Raw genomic sequence first — 19,103 nt, forward strand, 5'->3', positions numbered from 1 at the left:
CAACGGCCCGATCACTGCCCAGGCTTGATCAGTCACTTCATGACGACGCACCACGAACGGGCTAACGACCAACCGACATTGCGGACACGCCCTAGGGCGTGTCCCCGGGGCGTGTTCGGGTCGCGGGACCCGGGTCATACCGGGAAAGCGCCAGGACGAGGCGGGCTATCACCGAGTGCGCCCGCTCTCGTACAGTCCGTGGTGCCACTGCTCCATTCACGGGCAAGCACAGCGGCTGACCAGGAGAAGAGTATGGACACCGAAGCCACTCCCGGCCCCCTTTCACACGTCCCCACGACGGGACGGCCGGTCCCCGAAGCCGAGCCCGAACTCGTGGAGCGGTGGCGGTCGGGGGGAGGCCAACTGGTCGAGCTGCTGTCCCAGGTGCGTGAGCGGTTCGGCGGCGTCGCCGCGTTCCGCCTCGGGCCGACCCCCACCGTTCTCATCACCGACCCGGGGGCCGTGCAGCACGTACTCGCCCGGCATCCGGAGCGGTACGTCAAGCGCTCCCACCGCGCCCGTCTGCTGATCGGCGACGGAGTCCTCGCCGCCACCGGTGCGGCCTGGAAGGGCCAACGCCGCTTGTTACAGTCCCAGTTCACCGGCCCCGGCATGCGCCGCTACGAAGAGCGGATCACCGAGGCCGCCCGGACCACCGCCGCGCGCTGGGCCCGGTACGCCCGTACCGGCCAGAGCCTCGATGTCGCGCGGGAGATGCGCCGTTTCGCCCTGGACGCCATCTGGCGCTCGCTCACCGGGAACCCCCTCGATGACGCAACCGAGCGCGAACTGGACGCCGTAGCCGCCGTGGCCGCGACCCTTCCGACCCTGCCCGCCGATGTCACCGATGCCCGGGACGCCGTCGCCGTCGATCTCGCCCGGATCGACGCGGTCGCCCGGCACGCCATCGAGGCAGCCCGCGGCGGGCAGGCCGGCCCTCATGGCCCCGGACTGCTGCGCGTCCTGATCGACGCCGCCGCCGAGCGCCCCGAGTACACCGACCGGCTGATCCGCGACGAGCTGGTCACGCTGCTGGCGGCCGGACACGAGACCACCGCGACCACCCTGACCTGGCTCTACCTGCTCCTCGACCAGTACCCCACCGCTCGCGAACAAGCGCTCGCCGCGGGCGGCGAGGGCTCAGCACAACGCCGCCACGCCATCCAGGCTCTGGTCCATGAGTCGCTCCGTCTCTACCCGTCCGTCTGGATCCTCCCCCGCCACGCCACCGAGGGCGACACCATCGCCGGCTACACCATCGAGGCGGGCACCGACGTTCTGGTCTGCCCGTACCTCACCCACCGCGACCCCGAACTGTGGCCGGAACCAGGGCACTTCGACCCCATGCGCTTCATCGCTCCGGACGGCCGCCCCGCCCACCCGGGCTCCTACCTCCCCTTCGGCATCGGTCCCCGAGCCTGCCTGGGCCTGCAATTCGCGCTCCGCGAATCGACCGTCCTCCTCGAACACCTGCTGCCGGTCCACACCCTGGCCTTCCACTCCGCACCCACGAAGGCGCGGTACGGCATCACCGTCCGCCCCGACGGCCCCACCCTCGCGACCTTGGTGACGAGCCGGGCCGGCTGACCTCAACTCCTGACGGCCTCCGCGGTCCGCGGATAGCGCTTCCGCCGCGCCGCACGGTCGCGCCCGCATCGTCCAGTTGAGCACCGATCCAGCTGTGCGCCCTTCAACTCGGCAGCGAAAGGCCGTTCAGCAGTACTTCGGCGACGTTCTCGGCGTAGATCCGTACGCGTGTCTCGTCCTGGGAGGCCAGGTCCGGGTTCATGAGGGAGGCGAGCCCGGTCTGGCCATAGGGTGCGGAGCCGCCCGAGGTGAGAAGGAAGTAGAAGACCTCGTACGGCACGTTCTTGATTCGCCCCTGCTCGCGAAGCGTTTCGAAGACCGGACTGAAGCGGGCCCGGACGTGTCCAATGTAGTGCTGGTAGAGGTATTCCATTCGATCCGTGACGGCTGCCCCCTCTACGGTGACGAGACGGGCCAGATAGGGGCGGGTCGCCGAATACTCGATGAAACTCCGGATCAATACCCGCAGCCGTACCATGGGGTCGGCCGATTCGTCGTCCATGGCCTCCAGGTGTTCGACAAGGGGGCGAAAGGCCCAGTCGACCGCGGCGCGCCACAGATCGGCCTTCGAACCGAATCGCTGGTAGAGCAGATTGCGGCTGACGCCCAATTCGTCGTTCACCGTCCGCAGGGAGACCCCGTTGTATCCATGGACGGAGAATGCCTCGATGGCCGCGGTCATCACCTCGTCGACCGGGGCGAATTGGGCGTCTTTGCGCGGACGCCCTCTCGGGCGGGTGCCACGCGGCGGAGTGTCTGACATGGGAGTCAGTTTAGGTCCTGTCCGGGACCCGGCCGCCGCCGGCCGGCCTTTGACGCGGGCCGGAGGAGAGTGGGAAACACCATCGTGGCACCGCCGGGTATTCCATTAACGCGCCAGCTTGTCAACGGGCTTGAACTTCGCTTCGCCGCCCTCAAGGTTCTTGTTGAGGAATTCATGACGAGCCCGCCTATTGGTCCGGTCGATCCGGCCCGCCACCCCGGGGACGTTCCTGCGCAGGGTCTCTCGTGTCAGGTTCGGAATGACCCGGGCGAGAGGCGCGAGGCGCCACAGCCCGGGGTCGGGCAGGCCCGTACCGGTGTAGCTTTCCTCGCCCAGGTAAAAGCGTGCGTGACCGAGCTGTGCCTTGTACCGCAGATTTCCGTAGATCTGGCGCGGTCCCCGTGCGTCTTCCGGCGGGAGGAACGTATTCATGAAGGACCGGCAGAGCTCTCGTGAGTCCTCGCTCGGGGTGGGCTCCTGGACGAGCGAGATCAGCAGCTGTGCCCGGAAGCCGTCGGTCACGGTCTCGGGAAACCAGGGTGCGTCGGCGCCCATGAGATACCCGACATAGCGCCAGTGGTGCATCATCGCCTCCACGTCGGCGTCGGTGGGCCGGTATCCGAGCAGCTTCAGTTGCTGCCCGGGCGCGAACGAGCTGAGGAGGAGGGTGCCGAACATCCCGAACTGGCTGATGGGCACGCCCAGTTCGGCCCGGTCCCATTCGGGGTGCGGCAGCAGTGTGTGCCGGATCATCGAGTGCAGGGTGCGGACGAACACCGCGGAGCGGCGTCCCACACCGCCGGGGCGCATGGCCCCGGGCTCGGTGGTGTCCGTCCACAGACGGCAGGTCTCCAGGAACCGCCCGAAAGCGGAGCCGCCGGTGTAGGCGCCGGTCAGCGCGAGCGGTTTGGCGATGCTCTCCAGCGCGTAGCCGGGGAACGAGACCATGCCGAAGTACGGATACAGCTCTTTGTAGCGCCGGAACACCTCGGCGCCGTGTTCGACCTTCTTCCAGTCCACCCACTCGGGGTCGGTGTCGATCTGCTCGAACATGGCCACCAGCTCGGGTGTGGGCTCGTCGACGCTCCGGATGCCGCCGTCAAGGGCCTGCTCCACGTCCTTCCTGGCGCGTGCCTTTCCCTTGGGGGAGGCGAACGCGGCGGAGATGTAGGCGTCGCCGAGCCTGTCCCCGGTATTCATGGCCCTGCCGAAGGCGAGGGCGAGGTCCTCGGGAACGTCGAGCGGGCTCTTGGCGACGCGTTCGAGCTTCCGGCGGAGCGAGGCCGCCGCGGGGGTGTCGACCGTGCGGTAGTAGGAGAAGCACTCGGGCAGGGGGAGGGAGGTCGGCTGCGTCATCGTCGGGCCCTTCAGGTAGTGGGGGGTGAGAGTGGTGGCGAGGTCGTCGTCCGCCGGTTCGCGGCCCGTCGGCGGCCGTGCGCGATCACGCGGGACGCGGTCGTCGCTCGTCATACCGGTCCCCCGTCCTCGTATCCGTCGATGCGGTGCGGAGGGCCGATCGTGTTGGTCAGCGTGCCGATGGCGTCGAGGGTGACGGAGACCCGGTCGCCCGGCGCGAGGAACCGCTCGTCAGCGACACCTGTCCCGGCCGGGGTGCCGGTGAGGATCACATCCCCGGCCTCCAGGGTCAGGAACGAGCTGACGCGGGCGAGGAGTTCGGGAACGGAGAAGATGAGTTCGGCTGTCGTGGAGCGCTGACGGACCTCGCCGTTGACCTCGGTGCGGATGCCCAGCGCGCCGTACCGGCGCAGTTCGTCGGTGGTGAGCAGCGCGGGACCCAGCGGTTTGAAGCCGTCGAACCCTTTGGCGAGGGCGGGGCCGGCCATGGGGAGTGCCGGGTGCTCGCCCGCCTGGACATCGCGTGCCGAGATGTCGTTGGCCGCGGTCGCGCCGGCCACGAAGTCCCAGGCCGCCGACTCGGGGATGTCGCGGCCCGTGCGCCCCAGCACGATCGCGAGTTCACCTTCGTAGTCGACCCGCCCGGGGGCCGATCTCGGCAGGGCGACCACGGCGCCCGGGGACGTGACGGCGGAACCCGGGATCAGATGGAAGCGGGGGTGGGCGGGCAGCGCACTGCCCGTCTCGGCCGCGTGGTCACGGTAGTTCAGGCCGATGACGACGATCTTGCCCGGACGCCTGACCGGGGGCGCCAGGACGGCCTGCTCCCAGCCGATCTCCTCGCGGGCCCGCAGCCCCGCCAGGTCGGCCAGCCGGCCCTCGACGATGTAGTCCTCCAGCGGCCGGCCGGGGCCGTCGAGGAGGTGCAGGCCATCGGGCCCGACCCGCGCGATACCGTCGCCGGTCTGTGCGAGCAGCATGGTGGTCTCCTTTCCTCAGTCCCCGGCCGTCCGGCCGGTCACCCGCGCCACGAGCGCGTCGGGGTCCTCGGGACAGGTGTCGCCGCGCCAGGCGACGATGCCGTCGGGGCGTACCAGGGCGATGGCGCGTCCGTACGACCGCCGGGCGCCCTTCGCGCCGATCCACTCCCGGTCGAGGGGGATTCCGCGGGTCCGGAACGCCCGGGCCAGGGCCTCGCTGTCCACGGCCGGCGCGATGGTCAGGAGTGTGAAGCGCCCGCGGAACAGATCGAGTACGGAACCTCCCCCGGCCAGCGTGACGTGCGGGGCGCGGTGCCCGGGGCGGGCCGTGGGCACGTACTCCTCGGCGGTGTCGGGGGGCTCGGGCGTGCCGTCGGAGACGATCAGCGGGGAGTCGGTGTAGCGCACTCCGAGCTGGACGCCGAGAGAGCGCCACTCGCCGCGGCGGGTGGCGGCGATGCGCTCGCCGGCACGGACGCGTGCCTCCTTGGCCGCGGGGTCGTCGAGTGCCGGGTCGGGCAGGATCGCGTTGTCCGCGCGATAGTTGCGCCAGGCACGGCGGACCATTCGCTCGGCGTGCGGACGGCGTTCGGCCGTGTATGTGTCGAGCAGTGTGTCCGGGGCCCAGCCGCGCAGCACCGCCTCCAGCTTCCAGCCGAGGTTCGCCACGTCCCCGAGACCGGTGTTCATTCCATGGCCGCCCGAAGGCCACATCCGGTGTGCGGCATCACCCGCGAGCAGGACGCGGCCGGATCGGAAGGACTCGGCCACGACCGCGTCACCGCTCCATTCCCGCGCGTCGAGTACCTCGACATCGCCTGCCGGGCAGTCGAGTGCGTCGGCGACGGTGTGCCGGACTTCGTCCGGTGAGGGGGACTCCGCGTTCCGCAGCGGGTAGGTGACGCGCCACAGATCGCCGCCGTCGAGCGATCCGAGGATCACGCGGCGAGGGTTGATCAGGTAGTACTGCACGGCCGGGGCGTGCGGGGTACGGGTCCGCAGCCCGGGAAGGCGGACGAAGGCGCCCTGCCAACGCGCCCGCGCGTCCGCGGAGTCCCGCAGCGAGCCGATGCCGAGGGTCTTGATGCGGAGGGTCTTGCGCAGAGGGGAGGCCGCCCCGTCGCAGGCCACCAGATAGCGTGCCCGTACGGTCCTGTCGCCGTGCTCGCGCGAGGAGAGCCGTACGACGACGCCCTCCGGCCCGTCCCCGTCCTCGAACCCCTGGCAGGTCCAGCGGTGGCGCAGCGCCACGGTGTCCTCGGTGCCGGCGCGTTCCCGTAGCGCGAGGTCGAACCAGAACTTGGGCCACCACACGCCCCCTTCGGGGCTCAGCCCGTGTGTGGTGCTGTGCCGGTCGGCGTTGCACGGGCGGGGAAAGCGCGCCAGTTCGTATGTGCTCATGCGGGAGACGAACGAGATGTCCCGCCGCTGGTCGGCGGGGAAGCCGCTGCGCCGTACGGCGTCGGCGACACCCCATCGGCGCAGCAGTTCCATCGACGCGGTGTCGACGGATTCCGCGGTCGGATAGCGGACCACGCCGTCCCCGCGTTCGACGAGGAGCACGGACAGCCGGCGGGTGCCCAGCTCGATGGCGCTCGCCAGGCCCACGGGCCCGCCGCCCACGATCACGACGTCGTAACCGGCGCCGTCCGGAAGGTCGCCGGTGGGGCCCGGAGCCGAGGTCAGGCTCATCGTTCCCAGATCATTTCGTTCAGGTCCCGGCCTGCCCGCCGGCCCGCTGCCAGCCGTTCCGGGTCGAGCGGGAAGCCGTTGGGGTTCTTCTTGAACTCGTCGGTCGCCATGAATGCCCGCATCTCTTCCCGCGAGGAGAAGTTCAGGGAGGACAGCTCGACTTTGTTGCCGTCCGGATCCCGGTAGTAGAGGCTCGTCCCCGGTCCGTGATTGGACGCCTCGACGGGGAGCCGGCCACCGTCCTTCAGGGTCTGGTAGAGGGCCAGCAGGGCTTCGATGGTCGGGGTGCGCAGCTGGAAGTGGTGCAGTCCGCGGGAGGTCGGGCCCGAGCCGATGTCCGCGCATTCGAAGACGGCGATGCGCTGGGTGTAGGGCGGCTCGAAGTGGAAGTCGAAGAAGCAGATACGAGACGGCTCGTCCGGGTCGTCCGACGGCGGAGGTGTCATCTCGACGGTGCGCGGCTGCTCCAGGAGGAGGGAGTAGAAGTCACAGAGGCGGTCGTAACGGGTTGTCCGCAGTACGACCTCGGAGAGACGAATCCCTGACATGTCTTTCGTCCTTGGCTGGTGAGGGTGAGACCGGGTGAGGGCCGGAGGGGGGTCAGTGGAGGAGGACGGCCTTGACGGCCGTTCCGGAGCGCACCTCGGTGACGGCCTTGCCGATGTCGTCCAGTGCGTAGGTGCGGATCATCGCCTCCAGGGGGAAGCGGCCCTTGCGGTGGAGGTCGAGGATGCGGGGCACGAGGGCTGCCGGGGCCTGGTGGCCGACGATGGAGCCGGCCACGGTCCGTCCTTCGAGGAGCGCGAACGCGCTGGTCCGCAGGTCCGCGTCCGGGGCGACGCCGAGGATGGCGGCACTTCCCAGCGGGGCGAGCGCGGCCACGGCCTGTGCCATCACCGCGGGTACGCCCGAGGACTCCACGCTGAAGTCGGCGCCGGGTCCGCCGGTCAGTTCCCGCACCCGCTCGACGGCGAGCCCCCCGGTCGCGTCGACCACATCGGTCGCGCCGAGGTGGGCGGCGAGGTCGAGCCGGGCGGAGTGCGGGTCGGTCACGATGATGCGTGCGGCACCGGCTGCGGCTGCCGCCATGACCGCGCTCAGGCCGACGGCTCCCGCACCGAAGACCGCCACGGTGCTGCCCGGCGAGACCTTCAGCAGGTTCCAGACCGCGCCGGCACCGGTGGCGACGCCGCAGCCGAGGGGGGCCAGCAGGTGATCGGGCAGGTCGGTGTCGCCGACCTTGATCAGACTGCTGGGACGGCACAGCCCGTACCCGGCGAAGGACGACTGTCCGAAGAAGTGGTCGTGTACCGGCCTGCCCGAGGCGTCACGCAGGCCGACCGAGCCGTCGGCGCGGCGGGCACCGAAGTTCAGCGGGAAGTGGAGGGGACAGTAGGCGGGTTGTCCGTTCAGACAGTTCCGGCAGGTGCCGCAGAAGCTGAAGCTTGCGACCACGCGGTCGCCGGGCCCGAATCCGGTGACGGCGGTGCCGACCGCCTCGATGACACCGGCCCCTTCGTGACCGGCGACGACCGGGAGGGGGGTGGGCATCCGTCCCGCCGCCACCTCCAGGTCCGTATGGCACAGGCCGGCGGCTGTGAAGCGCACCAGTACCTCGTCCGGGCGTGGGTCGTCGATGCCCAGCTCTTCCAGGTCGAAGGGGTCGTCGGTGTCCGCCCGGCACACGGCCGCTCTCGTACTGTTCATGGCAGGTCCTTCGAAAGGGGTGCCGGGTTCATCGGAGCGTGACCGGACGGAGTCCGGGGAAATGCGGGCCGACCAGGGGTGTGTCCGTGGCGCGCAGTGTCTCCAGCCAGAGCGCGCGGGTGGCCGCGGCGGCCGGACCGTCCCAGTCGAAGCCGCAGCGCCAGTGCGGGTGGTCCAGCGCCGCCGGATGGTGGAAGAGATCACCGACCAGGGCGAGTCGCTGTCCCCGCGACTCGATCAGGGCGACAGAGGCGCCCGGGGTGTGGCCCGGCGCGTGTACGAGACGCAGCCAGTCGTACGGCACGAGGGAATCGCCGTCCCACAGCGCGGCGGCGTCCTTCAACGGAGCGACCTTGGCGCGTACGGCGTCATCGGCGTCCCCGGCCACGAAGTGCTCCCAGTCCGCGGCGTGAATGTGATGCCTGGCCCGGGGAAACGTAGCCACCCCCGCGGTGGAGGCCCAGCCCACGTGATCGATGTGCAGATGGCTGAGGACCACATCGGTCACGGAGCCGGGCGGGCAGTCCAGCTCCGCCAGGCGCTCCGGGAGGCGTTCGCGGACCGGTGGAGGCTCGCCGCCGGGCAGCAGCCGCGGAGCGAGCCCGCCGCCCAGATCGAAGAGGACGCGATGTCCGTGCCGGTCGGTGGCGAGGAATCCGCCGAACGGGACCTGAAGCATCCCGTCCGGGTCGAGCGCCCCGGGCACGGTCCGCCACACGGACAGCGGCACGTCCGGATAGAGCAGGTTCGGCGGCATCGGCATGACGCCGTCGGTGAGGGGTTCGACTGTCACATCACCTATCTGCATGCCTTCGAACGTAACCATTAAAATGTCATGCGTCAATTTAATGTGTCGAGGCACGCAAGGTCACCTCATGCGCCGCCAGACATCGTGGGCCATTAAATTGACGGGCGACACTTAAGTCCCTAGGCTCGGTGCCGTAGAACGGACGACAGCGCAAAGGAGACCGTCGTGCCTGGTCAGCGGATCGATGTCCACACCCATGGCGTGTCGGACGAAGCGATGAAGGTCATCGCGAGCCGGGGCTTCCGGCCGACCGGCGGGTACCGCATCTCGGTGCGGTGGACGCCGCAGACCGCCCTGGCCTATATGGACCGGCAGCGGATCGCCGGCCAGCTCCTGTCCATGCCGATCTCGTTCGCGGGGACGGACGACGACCCGGACTTCGGGACGCGCCTGGCCCGGCTGATCAACGAAGGCCATGCCGAGCTGATCGCCAAGCACCCCGGCCGCTTCGGGGCCTTCGCGACACTGCCGGCGGACGGGCCCGACGAAGCACTCACGGAAATCGCCTACGCCCTCGACGAGTTGGGACTCGACGGCGTGCTGCTCACCTCGAACGTGCTGGGTCGCTACTTCGGCGATCCATCGCTCGAACCCGTACTCGCGGAGCTGGCGCGGCGCCGCGTACCGGTCTTCGTCCACCCCGAGGACTGCCCGCACATCGATGTCCTCGGCTTCGGGCGGCCGAGTTCGATCGTCGAGTTCCCCTTCGACACGGCGCGGACGATCACCAACGCGCTGTACACCGGTGTCTTCCGGCGGTATCCCGGGCTGGTGCTGATCCTGGCGCACTGCGGAGGAGCGCTGCCCACCCTCGGGTGGCGCATCGGCGAACACACCGTCATGGGGCGGGGGCCGCGCGACGCGGACATCGATCCCGCACATGTCGCCGAGGTGCTCCGGGGGCTCTACTACGAGACGGCCCTCGCCGGCAGCCGCAACTCCCTGCTGCCGACGCTGGAGGTGACCACCGCGGACCACATCCTCTTCGGGACGGACTGGCCCGCCGCCCCGGAATCGACGGTCGTACGGAACATCGAGAACCTCACCGGCTTCGACGGCTTCACCGAGGAGCAGCGCCACGGCGTGGAACGCGGCAACGCGCTCAGGCTGTTCCCCAGGTTCGGGCGTACTCACCCTCGGTGTCCGTGAGTCCGCTCCGGCTCGCGAAGCATTATCGGCCCACCGGTCTGTTAATGCGGAGTGGACGCCGGAGGTATCGCATGGTCCCGCACCTGTCTGCCGAAGCACCGTCCGACGCGGTCGCCGCGACGGCCCGCTCGGCCCTCGCCGATCTGGACGTCATGGCGGCCGAGCTGGCCAGACGGGTCACCGCCGCCGAGAGCGAACTGTCGGGGGCGTCAGCCGTGGGCGCGGACGACCGACGGGAAGCCGTGACCACCCGGCTGGAGAACTTCCTGCTCCAGCTGGCCGGTCGGGTACCGCTCGACCTCGACGCCATGCGCGCGCTGGGGCGGCGCAGGGCCGACCAGGGAGTGCCGCTGACCACCCTGCTGAACGCGGTCCGCATCGGCGTCCAGTACGTATGGGAGGAGGTCACCACCCGGATCTCCCCGGAGGACACCGCGGGCACCAGCGCCCTGCCGGCGGAGACGACCCGCTTCTGGTCCGCGCTCAGCACCGTCTCCGACGAACTGCGCGCCGGATACGTCGACTCCCTGGCCGCCCGCGTCCGCGGCTCGCAGGAGGAACGCAACGAACTCCTCGACACGCTGCTCGGCCTGCCGGACGTGGGCCGGCAGGCGACGGCGGCCCAGACCCTGGGGCTCCCCCGATACGGCCTCTTCCAGGTCGCCGTCGTCGAGCACGGCCAGGCGCCCCTGTCCGACGGGACGGTCGTCGGCGACGCGCGGGCGGTCCGGCTGCTCTGGCGTCTCGACCGGCCGATGTCCCACGGTGCCGTCCTTGAGCGCGGCCTCCACCTCGGGCAGCCGCCACGGCCTGGTGCCGACGCCGCCGACGGCCACGCGGGCGTCCTCGATACGCCGGCCACGGACACGCAGGGCCACGGCGGCGGAGGTCAGGGCGAATTCGTACGACTGCCGGTCGCGGATCTTCAAGTAGGTGGAGTTCCGGGCCCAGGCCAGGTGCGGGACGCTGATCTGAGTGATCAGTTCGCCGGGCCGCAGCACGTTCTCGATGTGCGGGGTGCCGCCGGGCAGCCGGTAGAAGGAACCGAGGTCCACCACGCGGGTTCCCTCCGCGCCGCGCAGGTGCACCGTGGCGTCGAGGGCCACCAGGGCCACCGCCACGTCACTGGCGTGCGTCGCCGCGCAGTCGGAGCTGGTACCGAGCACGGCGTGGGTACGGTTGAACCCGCCGATGGCGGCGCATCCACTGCCGGGATCACGCTTGTTGCAGGGTTCGGCGACGTCCCGGAAGTAGGTGCAGCGGGTGCGCTGGAGCAGGTTTCCGCCCATGCTCGCCATGTTCCTGAGCTGCTGGGACGCGCTCAGCAGCAGTGCCCGGCTGATGACCGGGTAGTTGTACGCGACCTCCGGATGCTCCGCGACATCACTCATCCGGGTCAGCGCCCCGATATGCAGGCCCTCGCCGTCGATACGGATTCCGGTCAGCGGGAGCCGGTTGATGCCGACGACCCGCGAGGGCCGCATGACCTGGAGTTTCATCAGGTCGACGAGGGTCGTACCACCGGCCAGGAAGGCGGCCTGTTCACCGGCCGCGTCGAGGGCGTCGTCGATGGTTTCGGGCTCGGCCCATTCGAAGCCGCGCATCAGCGCTTCCCTCCGGTCGCGCCGGCCTGCCGGACGGCTCGCACGATGTGGGGATAGGCCGCACAGCGGCAGAGATTGCCGGACATGAACTCGCGGATGTCATCGTCCGACCCCACCTGACCACGCTCGACGAGCGCCGTCGCGGACATGATCTGGCCGGGGGTGCAGAAGCCGCACTGGAAGGCGTCGGTCTCGATGAACGCCCGCTGCACCGGGTGCGGCACGTCGCCGTCCGCGAGCCCTTCCACCGTCGTGACCTCGCGCCCGTCGGCCGCGACGGCGAGCGTCAGACAGGACAGCGCGGTCCTGCCGTCGACATGCACCGTGCGGGCCCCGCACTGACCGCGGTCGCACCCCTTCTGGGACCGGTGACACGCAGTTTCTCCCTCAGCGTGTCCAGGAGCGTGGCCCGGTTGTCCACGCCCACACGGTGTTCCGCACCGTTCACCCCGGGCCGCCGGGACTCTGAAGACACGCCCCATGAGGCAGCGCCCGGAGCACCGGCCATCATGGCGCCCCACTCCCCCGAACCACGAGCTCATAGTGGTCGCACGCACAGCCGCACCCGGAACTATGTGGTCCCGCCATATGTGCCGCTGACCTGCGCGTTTCTACGGTGTGGCGACACGCAATCGTCCCCGCCAACCGTCCGGAAGTGGTGACCATGGCTGCCTCGGCAACCGCTCCCCCAACGCCCAGCTCCCTCAAGCGCATAGTCGCCGCCAGCCTCATCGGCACGACCATCGAGTGGTACGACTTCTTCCTCTACGGATCCGCCGCCGCGCTGGTCTTCAACAAGCTGTTCTTTCCCGAGTCCGATCCGCTCGTCGGAACGCTGCTGTCCTTTCTCACCTACGCCGTGGGCTTCGCCGCACGGCCGCTCGGCGCGTTGGTGTTCGGGCATTACGGTGACCGGATCGGGCGCAAGAAGCTGCTGGTGCTGAGTCTGCTGATGATGGGCGGGGCGACATTCGCCATTGGGCTGATGCCCACGCACGCCACCATCGGTACGGCGGCCCCGGTGCTGTTGACCGTGTTGCGGCTGATTCAGGGGTTCGCGCTCGGTGGTGAGTGGGGCGGGGCCGTGCTGCTGGTGTCCGAGCACGGGGACGCCGAGCGGCGGGGGTTCTGGGCCTCGTGGCCGCAGACCGGCGCGCCGGCCGGGCAGTTGCTCGCCACCGGGGTGCTGTCGGCGCTCACCGCGCTGCTCTCCGACGCGGCCTTCACCTCGTGGGGGTGGCGCATTCCGTTCCTGCTCTCCGGAGTGCTGGTGATCGTCGGCCTGTGGATTCGGCTCTCCGTCGATGAATCACCGGTCTTCAAGGAGGCGTTGGCCAGGGCCGAGGAGCGGAAGGCCGCGTCGGCCGCCGACGCCGCTGCGGAGAAGATGCCGCTCGTCGCCGTCCTGCGGCACCACTGGCGCGATGTGCTGGTGGCGATGGGCGCGCGGATGGCCGAGAACATCAGCTACTACGTGATCACCGCCTTCATCCTGGTGTACGCCACGACCTCGGCGGGGCTGAGCAAGCAGACGGCTCTCAACGCCGTACTCATCGCCTCCGCCGTGCACTTCGCGGTGATCCCCGCCTGGGGTGCGCTCTCGGACCGGATCGGGCGCCGGCCCGTCTATCTGATCGGCGCCATCGGCGTCGGTGCCTGGATGTTCCCGTTCTTCACGCTGATCGACAGCGGGAGCTTCGGCAATCTGCTCATGGCCGTCACCGTCGGTCTGGTGCTGCACGGCGCGATGTACGCGCCGCAGGCGGCCTTCTTCTCGGAGATGTTCGCGACCCGGATGCGCTACTCCGGCGCCTCGATCGGCGCGCAGTTCTCCTCGGTCGCGGCCGGTGCTCCGGCGCCGCTCATCGCCACGGCACTGCTCGCCGACTACGACAGCTCGACGCCGATCGCCCTGTATGTGATCGCCGCCGCGCTGATCACCGTCGTCGCCATCGCCTGCGCCCGAGAGACCCGCCACCGCGATCTGGCCGATGTCGAGGCGGAGCCGGCCCGGACCGGGGTGCCCGCGCCCCGGCGGGCCGATGAAGCCGGTTCCCGTACGAGCGGGGTCTAGGTCCTCTCGTTCGAGTAAGTCGGACCCGCCCGAGGTGGCGTCGTACGGTGAATCTCCCCGTTCACCGTACGACGGCCTCCGACATGGCGTGCAGCCGTAGCGCCAACTGGATCTCCAGGGCCCGTGCCGGTGACTGCCAGTCGGGGCCGAGCAGTCGGGCGACGCGTTCCAGGCGCTGGGCGACGGTGTTGACATGGACGTGCAGTTCGTCCTTCGTACGGGCCGGGCTCATCCCGGAGGCGAAGTAGGCGCCCAGGGTGCGGACGAGGTCCGTGCCCCGGCGCTGGTCGTACGCGACGACCTCACCGATGGTGCGGTCCACGAAGCCCTCGATGTCGCGGGTGTCGGCCAGCAGCAGACCGAGGAAGCCGAGGTCCTGGGCGGCGGCGCCGTCGCCCGAGCGGCCGAGCAGCCGCAGGGCGTCGAGGCAGCGCCGGGCCTCCGCGTATGCCTCGGCTATCGCGCCAGGGCGCGCGGCGGGCGCCTCGACGACCGTGGACGCGCCTATGGTGACGGGCTCACGCAGAGCGCCGCCCAGCTGTCCGGCCGTACGTCTGGCCAGATCGGCCGCGGTGTCGCCGGGGGCGAGCGGCAGCAACAGGACCGTGCCCCCGTCGCGGGTGGCCGCCAGGCCCTGTCCGGTCGCGGCGAGATGGGACGCGGCCGACCACAGGCGACGCCGGTCGGCCGTCTCCCGTTCGGTGGCTCCCGGGGCGCCGGCCGCGCCGGGGACGGGGCCGTCGATCCGGGCTGCCAGCACCACATGCGGGGCGTCGAGGTCGGCGCGCAGCCGGGTGCCCCGTTCACGCAGCAGACGTGGATCGCGGTCGGGGGCGTCGAGGAGGTCGTCAAGCAGCTCGCCCCGCACTCGCTGTTCGGCTTCCCCGGCGGAGCGGCGCGCCAGCAGGAGCAGGGAGGTGACCATCGCGGCCCGCTCCAGGGTGCGTTGGTCGACGGGGTCGAGCCCGGGGTGGCCGCGCAGGACGAGGGCGCCGAGCAGTTCGCCGCCCGCCGACACGGCCGCGCCCCAGACCTCGCCGTGGCGCTTGGCGTGGCCTTCGGTGCCGGTCAGCTCCAGCGCGGTCACGGATCGGGAATCGGCGTGTGCGAACTCCACCGTGCCGTCGAGCACTTCGGAGAGCGCGCTCGCGACGTCATGGACGCCTCCGCCGCGCAGTACCAGTTCGGTCAGCCGGTCGTGCACGTCCGAGGCGCGTTCGATGACCGCGCTGTGCTCCTTGATGATCTCGTTGGCCTTCTCCAGCTCCGCGAGCGCCGTCCGTGTCTCCCCCAGCAGATTCGCGGTGTCGATGGCGACGGCGGCGTGCGCGGCGAACGAGCCGAGCAGGGCGATCTGTTCACGCTCGAAGACCCGGGCATGGCGGTCCGCGGCGAAGAGCACGCCGATGACCTGGCTGCCGAGCATCAGCGGGACACCGAGGATGGCGACCAGCCCCTCGTCACTGACTCCGGAGTCGATGGTTCTGGTGTGCTGGAAGCGCGGGTCGTCGAAGTAGCTGTCGGTGACATAGGGGCGCGCTGTCTGGGCGACGAGCCCGCCGAGCCCCTCCCCCATGCCGAGGCGGAGCTGCTGGAAGCGGGCCGACACCGAGCCCTCGGTGACCCGCATATACGTGTCGCCCGCCTCGGGGTCGTTGAGGCACAGATAGGCGACCTCCGTACCGAGCAGTGAACGCGCGCGTTGGACGATCGCGCGGAGCACGGCGTCCAGATCGCGCAGCCCCGCCAGGTCGTGCGCGGTCTCGAAGAGTGCCGACAGCTCGGCCTCGCGGCGCCGTCGCTCCGCCAGCTCGGCCCGCACCCGCAGAGCGAGCCGCTTGGCGTGCTCCAGCGCGGCGAGCGCCTCCGGCCCCGCGCCCTCGGCACGGGCCAGCAGCGCGGGTCGGTCGTACGCCTCCGCCGCCGCGCCGCGTGCGAGGAGCTCCAGGTAGGAAGCCTGATCGTGGGTCATGTCATGGGACATGGACACAGGATTACCCGCCCAACTGCCGGCCGCGCCAGCCCTGTGGACAACGGATGCGATGTGGACAACCCGGCCCCCCCGTCCGGGCCACCGGCCGACCCCCCTCCGGGCCACCGGCCGGCCCCCCGCCGGGCCGCCGACCGGGCCCGCCCGAGGTCAGTGCGCGGTCCAGCCGCCGTCGAGCGCGAGCGAGGTGCCCGTGACGAAGGACGCCTGGGGGGTGCACAGATAGGCGACCGCCTCGGCCACCTCGTCCGGTTCCAGCAGCCGCTTGAGCGCGGAGTCCTGGAGCAGGACATCGGTCACGACCCGCTCCCGGGGAATGCCATGGCTCTCCGCCTGGTCGGCGATCTGCTTCTCGACCAGTGGTGTGCGCACATACGCGGGATTGACGCAGTTGGAGGTGACCCCGTGCGGGGCACCTTCCAGGGCTGCGGTCTTGGAGAGTCCTTCGAGGCCGTGTTTGGCCGCCACATAGGCCGCCTTGTAGGGGGAGGCGCGCAGCCCATGCACGGAGGAGATATTGACGATCCGGCCCCAGCCCTGGCCATACATATGCGGGAGCGCGCCCCTGATCAGCCGGAAGGGCGCCTCCAGCATGACTGTCAGGACGGTGTGGAACACGTCCGGCGGAAAGTCCTCGATGGGGCGGACCAATTGCAGTCCCGCGTTGTTGACCAGGATGTCCGTCCCCCGCGCCGCGCGCTCCGCCGCGTCGAGCTCGGTGAGATCGAGGACCTGCGGTTCGACGGCCCCCGGCAGCCCGGCCGCCTCCCCGGCCAGCGAGTCGAGCCCCTCACCGTCCCGGTCCACGGCTCTGACCCGGGCCCCCGCCGCCGCGAGACGCAGCGCGCAGGCCCGGCCGATGCCGCTCGCGGCGCCGGTGACCAGCGCGGTGCGGCCCGCCAGATCGAGGAGGAGCGAAGCGGTGACAACACCGTCGGAGGCGGGCACGGGACGGTCGGCGGTGCGGGACCCCGGCGTACGGGGGCCCGGACCCGGCACGGATTCGGGTGTGGTGGGCACGGTCATGTTCCGCACCTTAAGGAGCGGTGTCGGCCCCGACCGATATGGTCAGCGCCCACACTTCACCCTGAAGTGGTGGGTTCGAACCATGTGGGTTCATCGGTGAGCGCCTGCTTGATCCGGAAGAGCGCGAACTCCTGCAGCGCCGGCAGCGCGTCGACGGCGAACCACCCCACGTCCAGCGACTCGTCGTCATTGACCCGCGCCTCACCGCCGACCGCGCGGCAGCGGAAGGTGATGTCCATGTACTGGCACTCGTCACCATTGGGGTACGTGACCGGCTTCAGCGCCTGGACGAGCACGACCCGCTCCGCCACACACCGCACGGCGGTCTCCTCGTACACCTCGCGCACCGCCGTGTCCGCGGGCTGCTCCCCCGGCTCCGGGATGCCGCCGATGATCGACCAGCCCCCGGTGTCGGCGCGCCGCCCGAGCAGTACACGCCCCTCGTCGTCGAAGACGATCGCGCTGACGCCCGGCAGCAGAAGAAGCTGGTGTCCGGCGGTGGCCCGGATCTCTCGGATGAAGTCAGGGGTTCCCATGCTCCGACCCTAACCGCCCGCCGTCCGGCGCCGGTTGCGTACGGAATAGCAGGCCACCCAGCCGAGTCCGGCCACCGCGACCGCCACCAGCACGCCTTCGGGCAGGGCGCCCAGCCGGGTGGCGGGGGTGAGCGAGGAGCGCAGCGGCACATCGGCGACGAGCGCGTCCGGAGTGAACATCCCGGTCTGCTGGGTGATCGTCCCGTCCGGCTGGATGATCGCGCTGACACCGCTGGTGACCGGGACGATCACGGTCCTGCTGTGCTCGACCGCCCGCACCCGTGACATCGCCAGCTGCTGGTACGTCATCTCACTGCGGTCGAAGGTGGCGTTGTTGCTGGGTACGGAGATCAGCTGGGCGCCATGGGTGACGGTGTCCCGTACGGCCCCGTCGAAGGCCGCCTCGTAACAGGTCGCGAGCCCCACCTCGGTGCCCGCGAGGTCGAAGACTCCGGGCTTCGTGCCCCGGCCGAAGTCCCGGCGCACCATCTCGGCGTAGCCGGGGCTGATCGTCTTCACCAGTGAGCGCATCGGCAGGAACTCGCCGAAGGGCTGGATCTGCCGCTTGTCATAGGTGTCGGTCGGGCCGCGCTCCGGGTCCCAGAGGATCTGGGTGTTGCGCAGCGGTCCGGTGTCCGGGGTGACGACGGCGCCGACGGAGATGGGAACCCCGATCGCCGTGGCGGCCTGGTCGATCACCTCGCGCGCGTCGGCGTTGCGGTACGGGTCGATGTCGGAGGAGTTCTCCGGCCACAGCACGAAGTCGGGCTGGGGCACCTTGCCGGCCTTCACATCGGCGGCGAGCTGGAGAGTCCTGCGTACGTGGTTGTCGAGGACCGCGCGGCGCTGGGCGTTGAACTCCAGGCCGGCTCGGGGCACATTGCCCTGTACGGCGGCGACGGTCGCGGTGCCGTCCTCGGCGGAGTCGTCGACCAGCGGCAGGGCGGCGAGCGCCACGGCGAGCGGGGCGAACACGGTGGCCGCGGCGGCGGCCATGGCCCGGCGCGGGAGTGTTCCGGTCCGGCGGTACGCGAGGGCGTGGCGCAGCGTCTCGTACAGTCCGAAGCCGCACAGCACGACGGCGAAGCCGAGCACCGGCGTGCCGCCGAGCGCGGCGAGAGGAAGAAAGACACTGTCGGCCTGACCGAAGGCGATCTTGCCCCAGGGGAATCCACCGAACGGAACCCGGGCGCGGACCGCCTCACCGAGGATCCAGACGGCCGCCGCCCAGACCGGCCATACGGGCAGTCGGCTGACGACCGCGATCCCGAGTCCGGTGAAGCCGATGAACAGGGCCTCGATCGCGACGAGCGCGAGCCAGGGCCCCGGTCCGACCTCGGCGCCCGTCCAGAACAGCAGCGGCAGCAGGAACCCCAGGCCCGCGAGGTAGCCGAGGCCGAACCCCGCGCGCGCCCGCCGCCCGTGCAGGCTCCAGGCGAGCAGGGCGAAGCCGGGCAGCACCAGCCACCACAAGGTGCGGGGAGGGAAGCTCACATAGAGCAGTACGCCGGACACCACCGCGGCGCCGGGCCTGGCGAGCCTTCGCAGCAGGCGCTGCGCGCCGCTGGACGCGGGGGCGGGCGACGGGGGCTCTACGGTGGTCATGGTGGCGCTCACCCGGCGGAGTCTACGGTGATCCGCTGTGCGCCGGGGAGCGCGGTGCTCCAGGGGGCGGTCCGCCGAGCGCCACGTCGACCCGTCCGCCGAGGGGTTCACCGAGCGTTCCGTCCCCTGCCCGCCGAACCGTCTGCGTCGAGTAGTCCGATCGAGTGATGCGGGGCGGTGAGATCCGTCGGGTGACCCCGTCGACCGGGTGGTCAGCTGTACGCAG

Annotated in this window: 14 protein-coding genes and 2 pseudogenes; 3 read left to right on the forward strand and 13 right to left on the reverse strand. The window is 70.6% G+C overall.

Going from position 1 to position 19,103, the window contains the following annotated elements:
• The first annotated feature begins 252 nt into the window (after positions 1–252).
• Positions 253–1,587 (forward strand): cytochrome P450, encoded by a 1,335-nt coding sequence (locus tag AB0M67_RS32710; RefSeq protein ID WP_365751185.1) that lies wholly within the window; start codon positions 253–255, stop codon positions 1,585–1,587.
• Positions 1,588–1,690: 103 nt separating this feature from the next.
• Here the strand turns inward: AB0M67_RS32710 and AB0M67_RS32715 are convergent, their stop codons facing one another.
• The 7 genes from AB0M67_RS32715 to AB0M67_RS32745 all read right to left on the reverse strand — a co-directional run bounded on the left by AB0M67_RS32715 (position 1,691) and on the right by AB0M67_RS32745 (position 8,893).
• Positions 1,691–2,350, reverse strand: coding sequence for a TetR/AcrR family transcriptional regulator (locus AB0M67_RS32715; RefSeq protein ID WP_365751186.1), 660 nt, complete (start codon positions 2,348–2,350; stop codon positions 1,691–1,693).
• 105 nt (positions 2,351–2,455) lie between these two features.
• On the reverse strand, positions 2,456–3,820 hold the full coding sequence (locus tag AB0M67_RS32720) for an oxygenase MpaB family protein (protein ID WP_365751187.1): 1,365 nt from the start codon (positions 3,818–3,820) through the stop codon (positions 2,456–2,458).
• Positions 3,817–4,686, reverse strand: coding sequence for a fumarylacetoacetate hydrolase family protein (locus tag AB0M67_RS32725; RefSeq protein WP_365751188.1), 870 nt, complete (start codon positions 4,684–4,686; stop codon positions 3,817–3,819). Before AB0M67_RS32725 ends, AB0M67_RS32720 begins: the two co-directional genes overlap by 4 nt.
• Before the next feature lie 15 nt (positions 4,687–4,701).
• Complete coding sequence (locus tag AB0M67_RS32730; RefSeq protein WP_365751189.1) at positions 4,702–6,378, reverse strand: FAD-dependent monooxygenase; 1,677 nt, start codon at positions 6,376–6,378, stop codon at positions 4,702–4,704.
• Positions 6,375–6,926 (reverse strand): VOC family protein, encoded by a 552-nt coding sequence (locus tag AB0M67_RS32735; RefSeq protein WP_365751191.1) that lies wholly within the window; start codon positions 6,924–6,926, stop codon positions 6,375–6,377. The genes AB0M67_RS32730 and AB0M67_RS32735 overlap by 4 nt, the downstream gene beginning before the upstream one ends.
• A 52-nt stretch (positions 6,927–6,978) precedes the next feature.
• Positions 6,979–8,085, reverse strand: a complete 1,107-nt coding sequence (locus AB0M67_RS32740; RefSeq protein WP_365751192.1) for an NAD(P)-dependent alcohol dehydrogenase — start codon at positions 8,083–8,085, stop codon at positions 6,979–6,981.
• A 28-nt stretch (positions 8,086–8,113) separates the two neighbouring features.
• Positions 8,114–8,893: an MBL fold metallo-hydrolase gene (locus tag AB0M67_RS32745; protein ID WP_365751193.1), complete on the reverse strand. Its 780-nt coding sequence runs from the start codon at positions 8,891–8,893 to the stop codon at positions 8,114–8,116.
• Between the two features lie 165 nt (positions 8,894–9,058).
• On the opposite strand from AB0M67_RS32745, the gene AB0M67_RS32750 reads away from it, so the two are divergent.
• Entirely contained in the window at positions 9,059–10,042 is a 984-nt protein-coding gene (locus AB0M67_RS32750) for an amidohydrolase family protein (protein ID WP_365751194.1), read from the forward strand.
• Positions 10,043–10,818: 776 nt separating this feature from the next.
• Here the strand turns inward: AB0M67_RS32750 and AB0M67_RS32755 are convergent.
• Together AB0M67_RS32755 and AB0M67_RS32760 are read right to left on the reverse strand one after the other, a co-directional pair.
• A pseudogene (locus AB0M67_RS32755) lies at positions 10,819–11,646 on the reverse strand (xanthine dehydrogenase family protein subunit M); the annotation flags it as partial.
• Positions 11,646–12,154: pseudogene (locus tag AB0M67_RS32760) on the reverse strand ((2Fe-2S)-binding protein). The pseudogenes AB0M67_RS32760 and AB0M67_RS32755, both read right to left, overlap by 1 nt.
• A 156-nt stretch (positions 12,155–12,310) precedes the next feature.
• Here AB0M67_RS32760 and AB0M67_RS32765 point away from each other — a divergent pair.
• Positions 12,311–13,720: an MFS transporter gene (locus tag AB0M67_RS32765; RefSeq protein ID WP_365751195.1), complete on the forward strand. Its 1,410-nt coding sequence runs from the start codon at positions 12,311–12,313 to the stop codon at positions 13,718–13,720.
• Between the two features lie 61 nt (positions 13,721–13,781).
• On the opposite strand, the gene AB0M67_RS32770 is transcribed toward AB0M67_RS32765, so the two are convergent.
• From AB0M67_RS32770 to lnt, 4 genes are all read right to left on the reverse strand, one after another.
• Positions 13,782–15,704, reverse strand: a complete 1,923-nt coding sequence (locus AB0M67_RS32770) for a GAF domain-containing protein (protein WP_365751196.1) — start codon at positions 15,702–15,704, stop codon at positions 13,782–13,784.
• A gap of 156 nt (positions 15,705–15,860) precedes the next feature.
• Entirely contained in the window at positions 15,861–16,736 is an 876-nt protein-coding gene (locus tag AB0M67_RS32775; protein WP_365751197.1) for a 3-hydroxybutyrate dehydrogenase, read from the reverse strand.
• A gap of 56 nt (positions 16,737–16,792) precedes the next feature.
• Positions 16,793–17,272: an NUDIX domain-containing protein gene (locus AB0M67_RS32780; RefSeq protein ID WP_365751198.1), complete on the reverse strand. Its 480-nt coding sequence runs from the start codon at positions 17,270–17,272 to the stop codon at positions 16,793–16,795.
• 9 nt (positions 17,273–17,281) lie between these two features.
• Positions 17,282–18,889 carry an apolipoprotein N-acyltransferase gene (gene lnt, locus AB0M67_RS32785; protein WP_365751199.1) on the reverse strand — a complete coding sequence of 536 codons (1,608 nt, stop codon included), beginning with the start codon at positions 18,887–18,889 and terminating at the stop codon, positions 17,282–17,284.
• Positions 18,890–19,103 lie beyond the last annotated feature (214 nt).

The sequence above is a fragment of the Streptomyces sp. NPDC051662 genome (genome assembly GCF_040681655.1).
Taxonomy (GTDB): Bacteria; Actinomycetota; Actinomycetes; order Streptomycetales; family Streptomycetaceae; genus Streptomyces.

Coding starts and splice junctions, on each gene's coding strand:
- AB0M67_RS32775 (WP_365751197.1), bottom strand. CDS start 16,736: ATGACCGTGCCCACCACACCCGAATCCGTGCCGGGTCCGGGCCCCCGT.
- AB0M67_RS32735 (WP_365751191.1), bottom strand. CDS start 6,926: ATGTCAGGGATTCGTCTCTCCGAGGTCGTACTGCGGACAACCCGTTAC.
- AB0M67_RS32715 (WP_365751186.1), bottom strand. CDS start 2,350: ATGTCAGACACTCCGCCGCGTGGCACCCGCCCGAGAGGGCGTCCGCGC.
- AB0M67_RS32725 (WP_365751188.1), bottom strand. CDS start 4,686: ATGCTGCTCGCACAGACCGGCGACGGTATCGCGCGGGTCGGGCCCGAT.
- AB0M67_RS32710 (WP_365751185.1), top strand. CDS start 253: ATGGACACCGAAGCCACTCCCGGCCCCCTTTCACACGTCCCCACGACG.
- AB0M67_RS32740 (WP_365751192.1), bottom strand. CDS start 8,085: ATGAACAGTACGAGAGCGGCCGTGTGCCGGGCGGACACCGACGACCCC.
- AB0M67_RS32745 (WP_365751193.1), bottom strand. CDS start 8,893: ATGCAGATAGGTGATGTGACAGTCGAACCCCTCACCGACGGCGTCATG.
- AB0M67_RS32780 (WP_365751198.1), bottom strand. CDS start 17,272: ATGGGAACCCCTGACTTCATCCGAGAGATCCGGGCCACCGCCGGACAC.
- AB0M67_RS32720 (WP_365751187.1), bottom strand. CDS start 3,820: ATGACGAGCGACGACCGCGTCCCGCGTGATCGCGCACGGCCGCCGACG.
- AB0M67_RS32765 (WP_365751195.1), top strand. CDS start 12,311: ATGGCTGCCTCGGCAACCGCTCCCCCAACGCCCAGCTCCCTCAAGCGC.
- AB0M67_RS32730 (WP_365751189.1), bottom strand. CDS start 6,378: ATGAGCCTGACCTCGGCTCCGGGCCCCACCGGCGACCTTCCGGACGGC.
- AB0M67_RS32770 (WP_365751196.1), bottom strand. CDS start 15,704: ATGTCCCATGACATGACCCACGATCAGGCTTCCTACCTGGAGCTCCTC.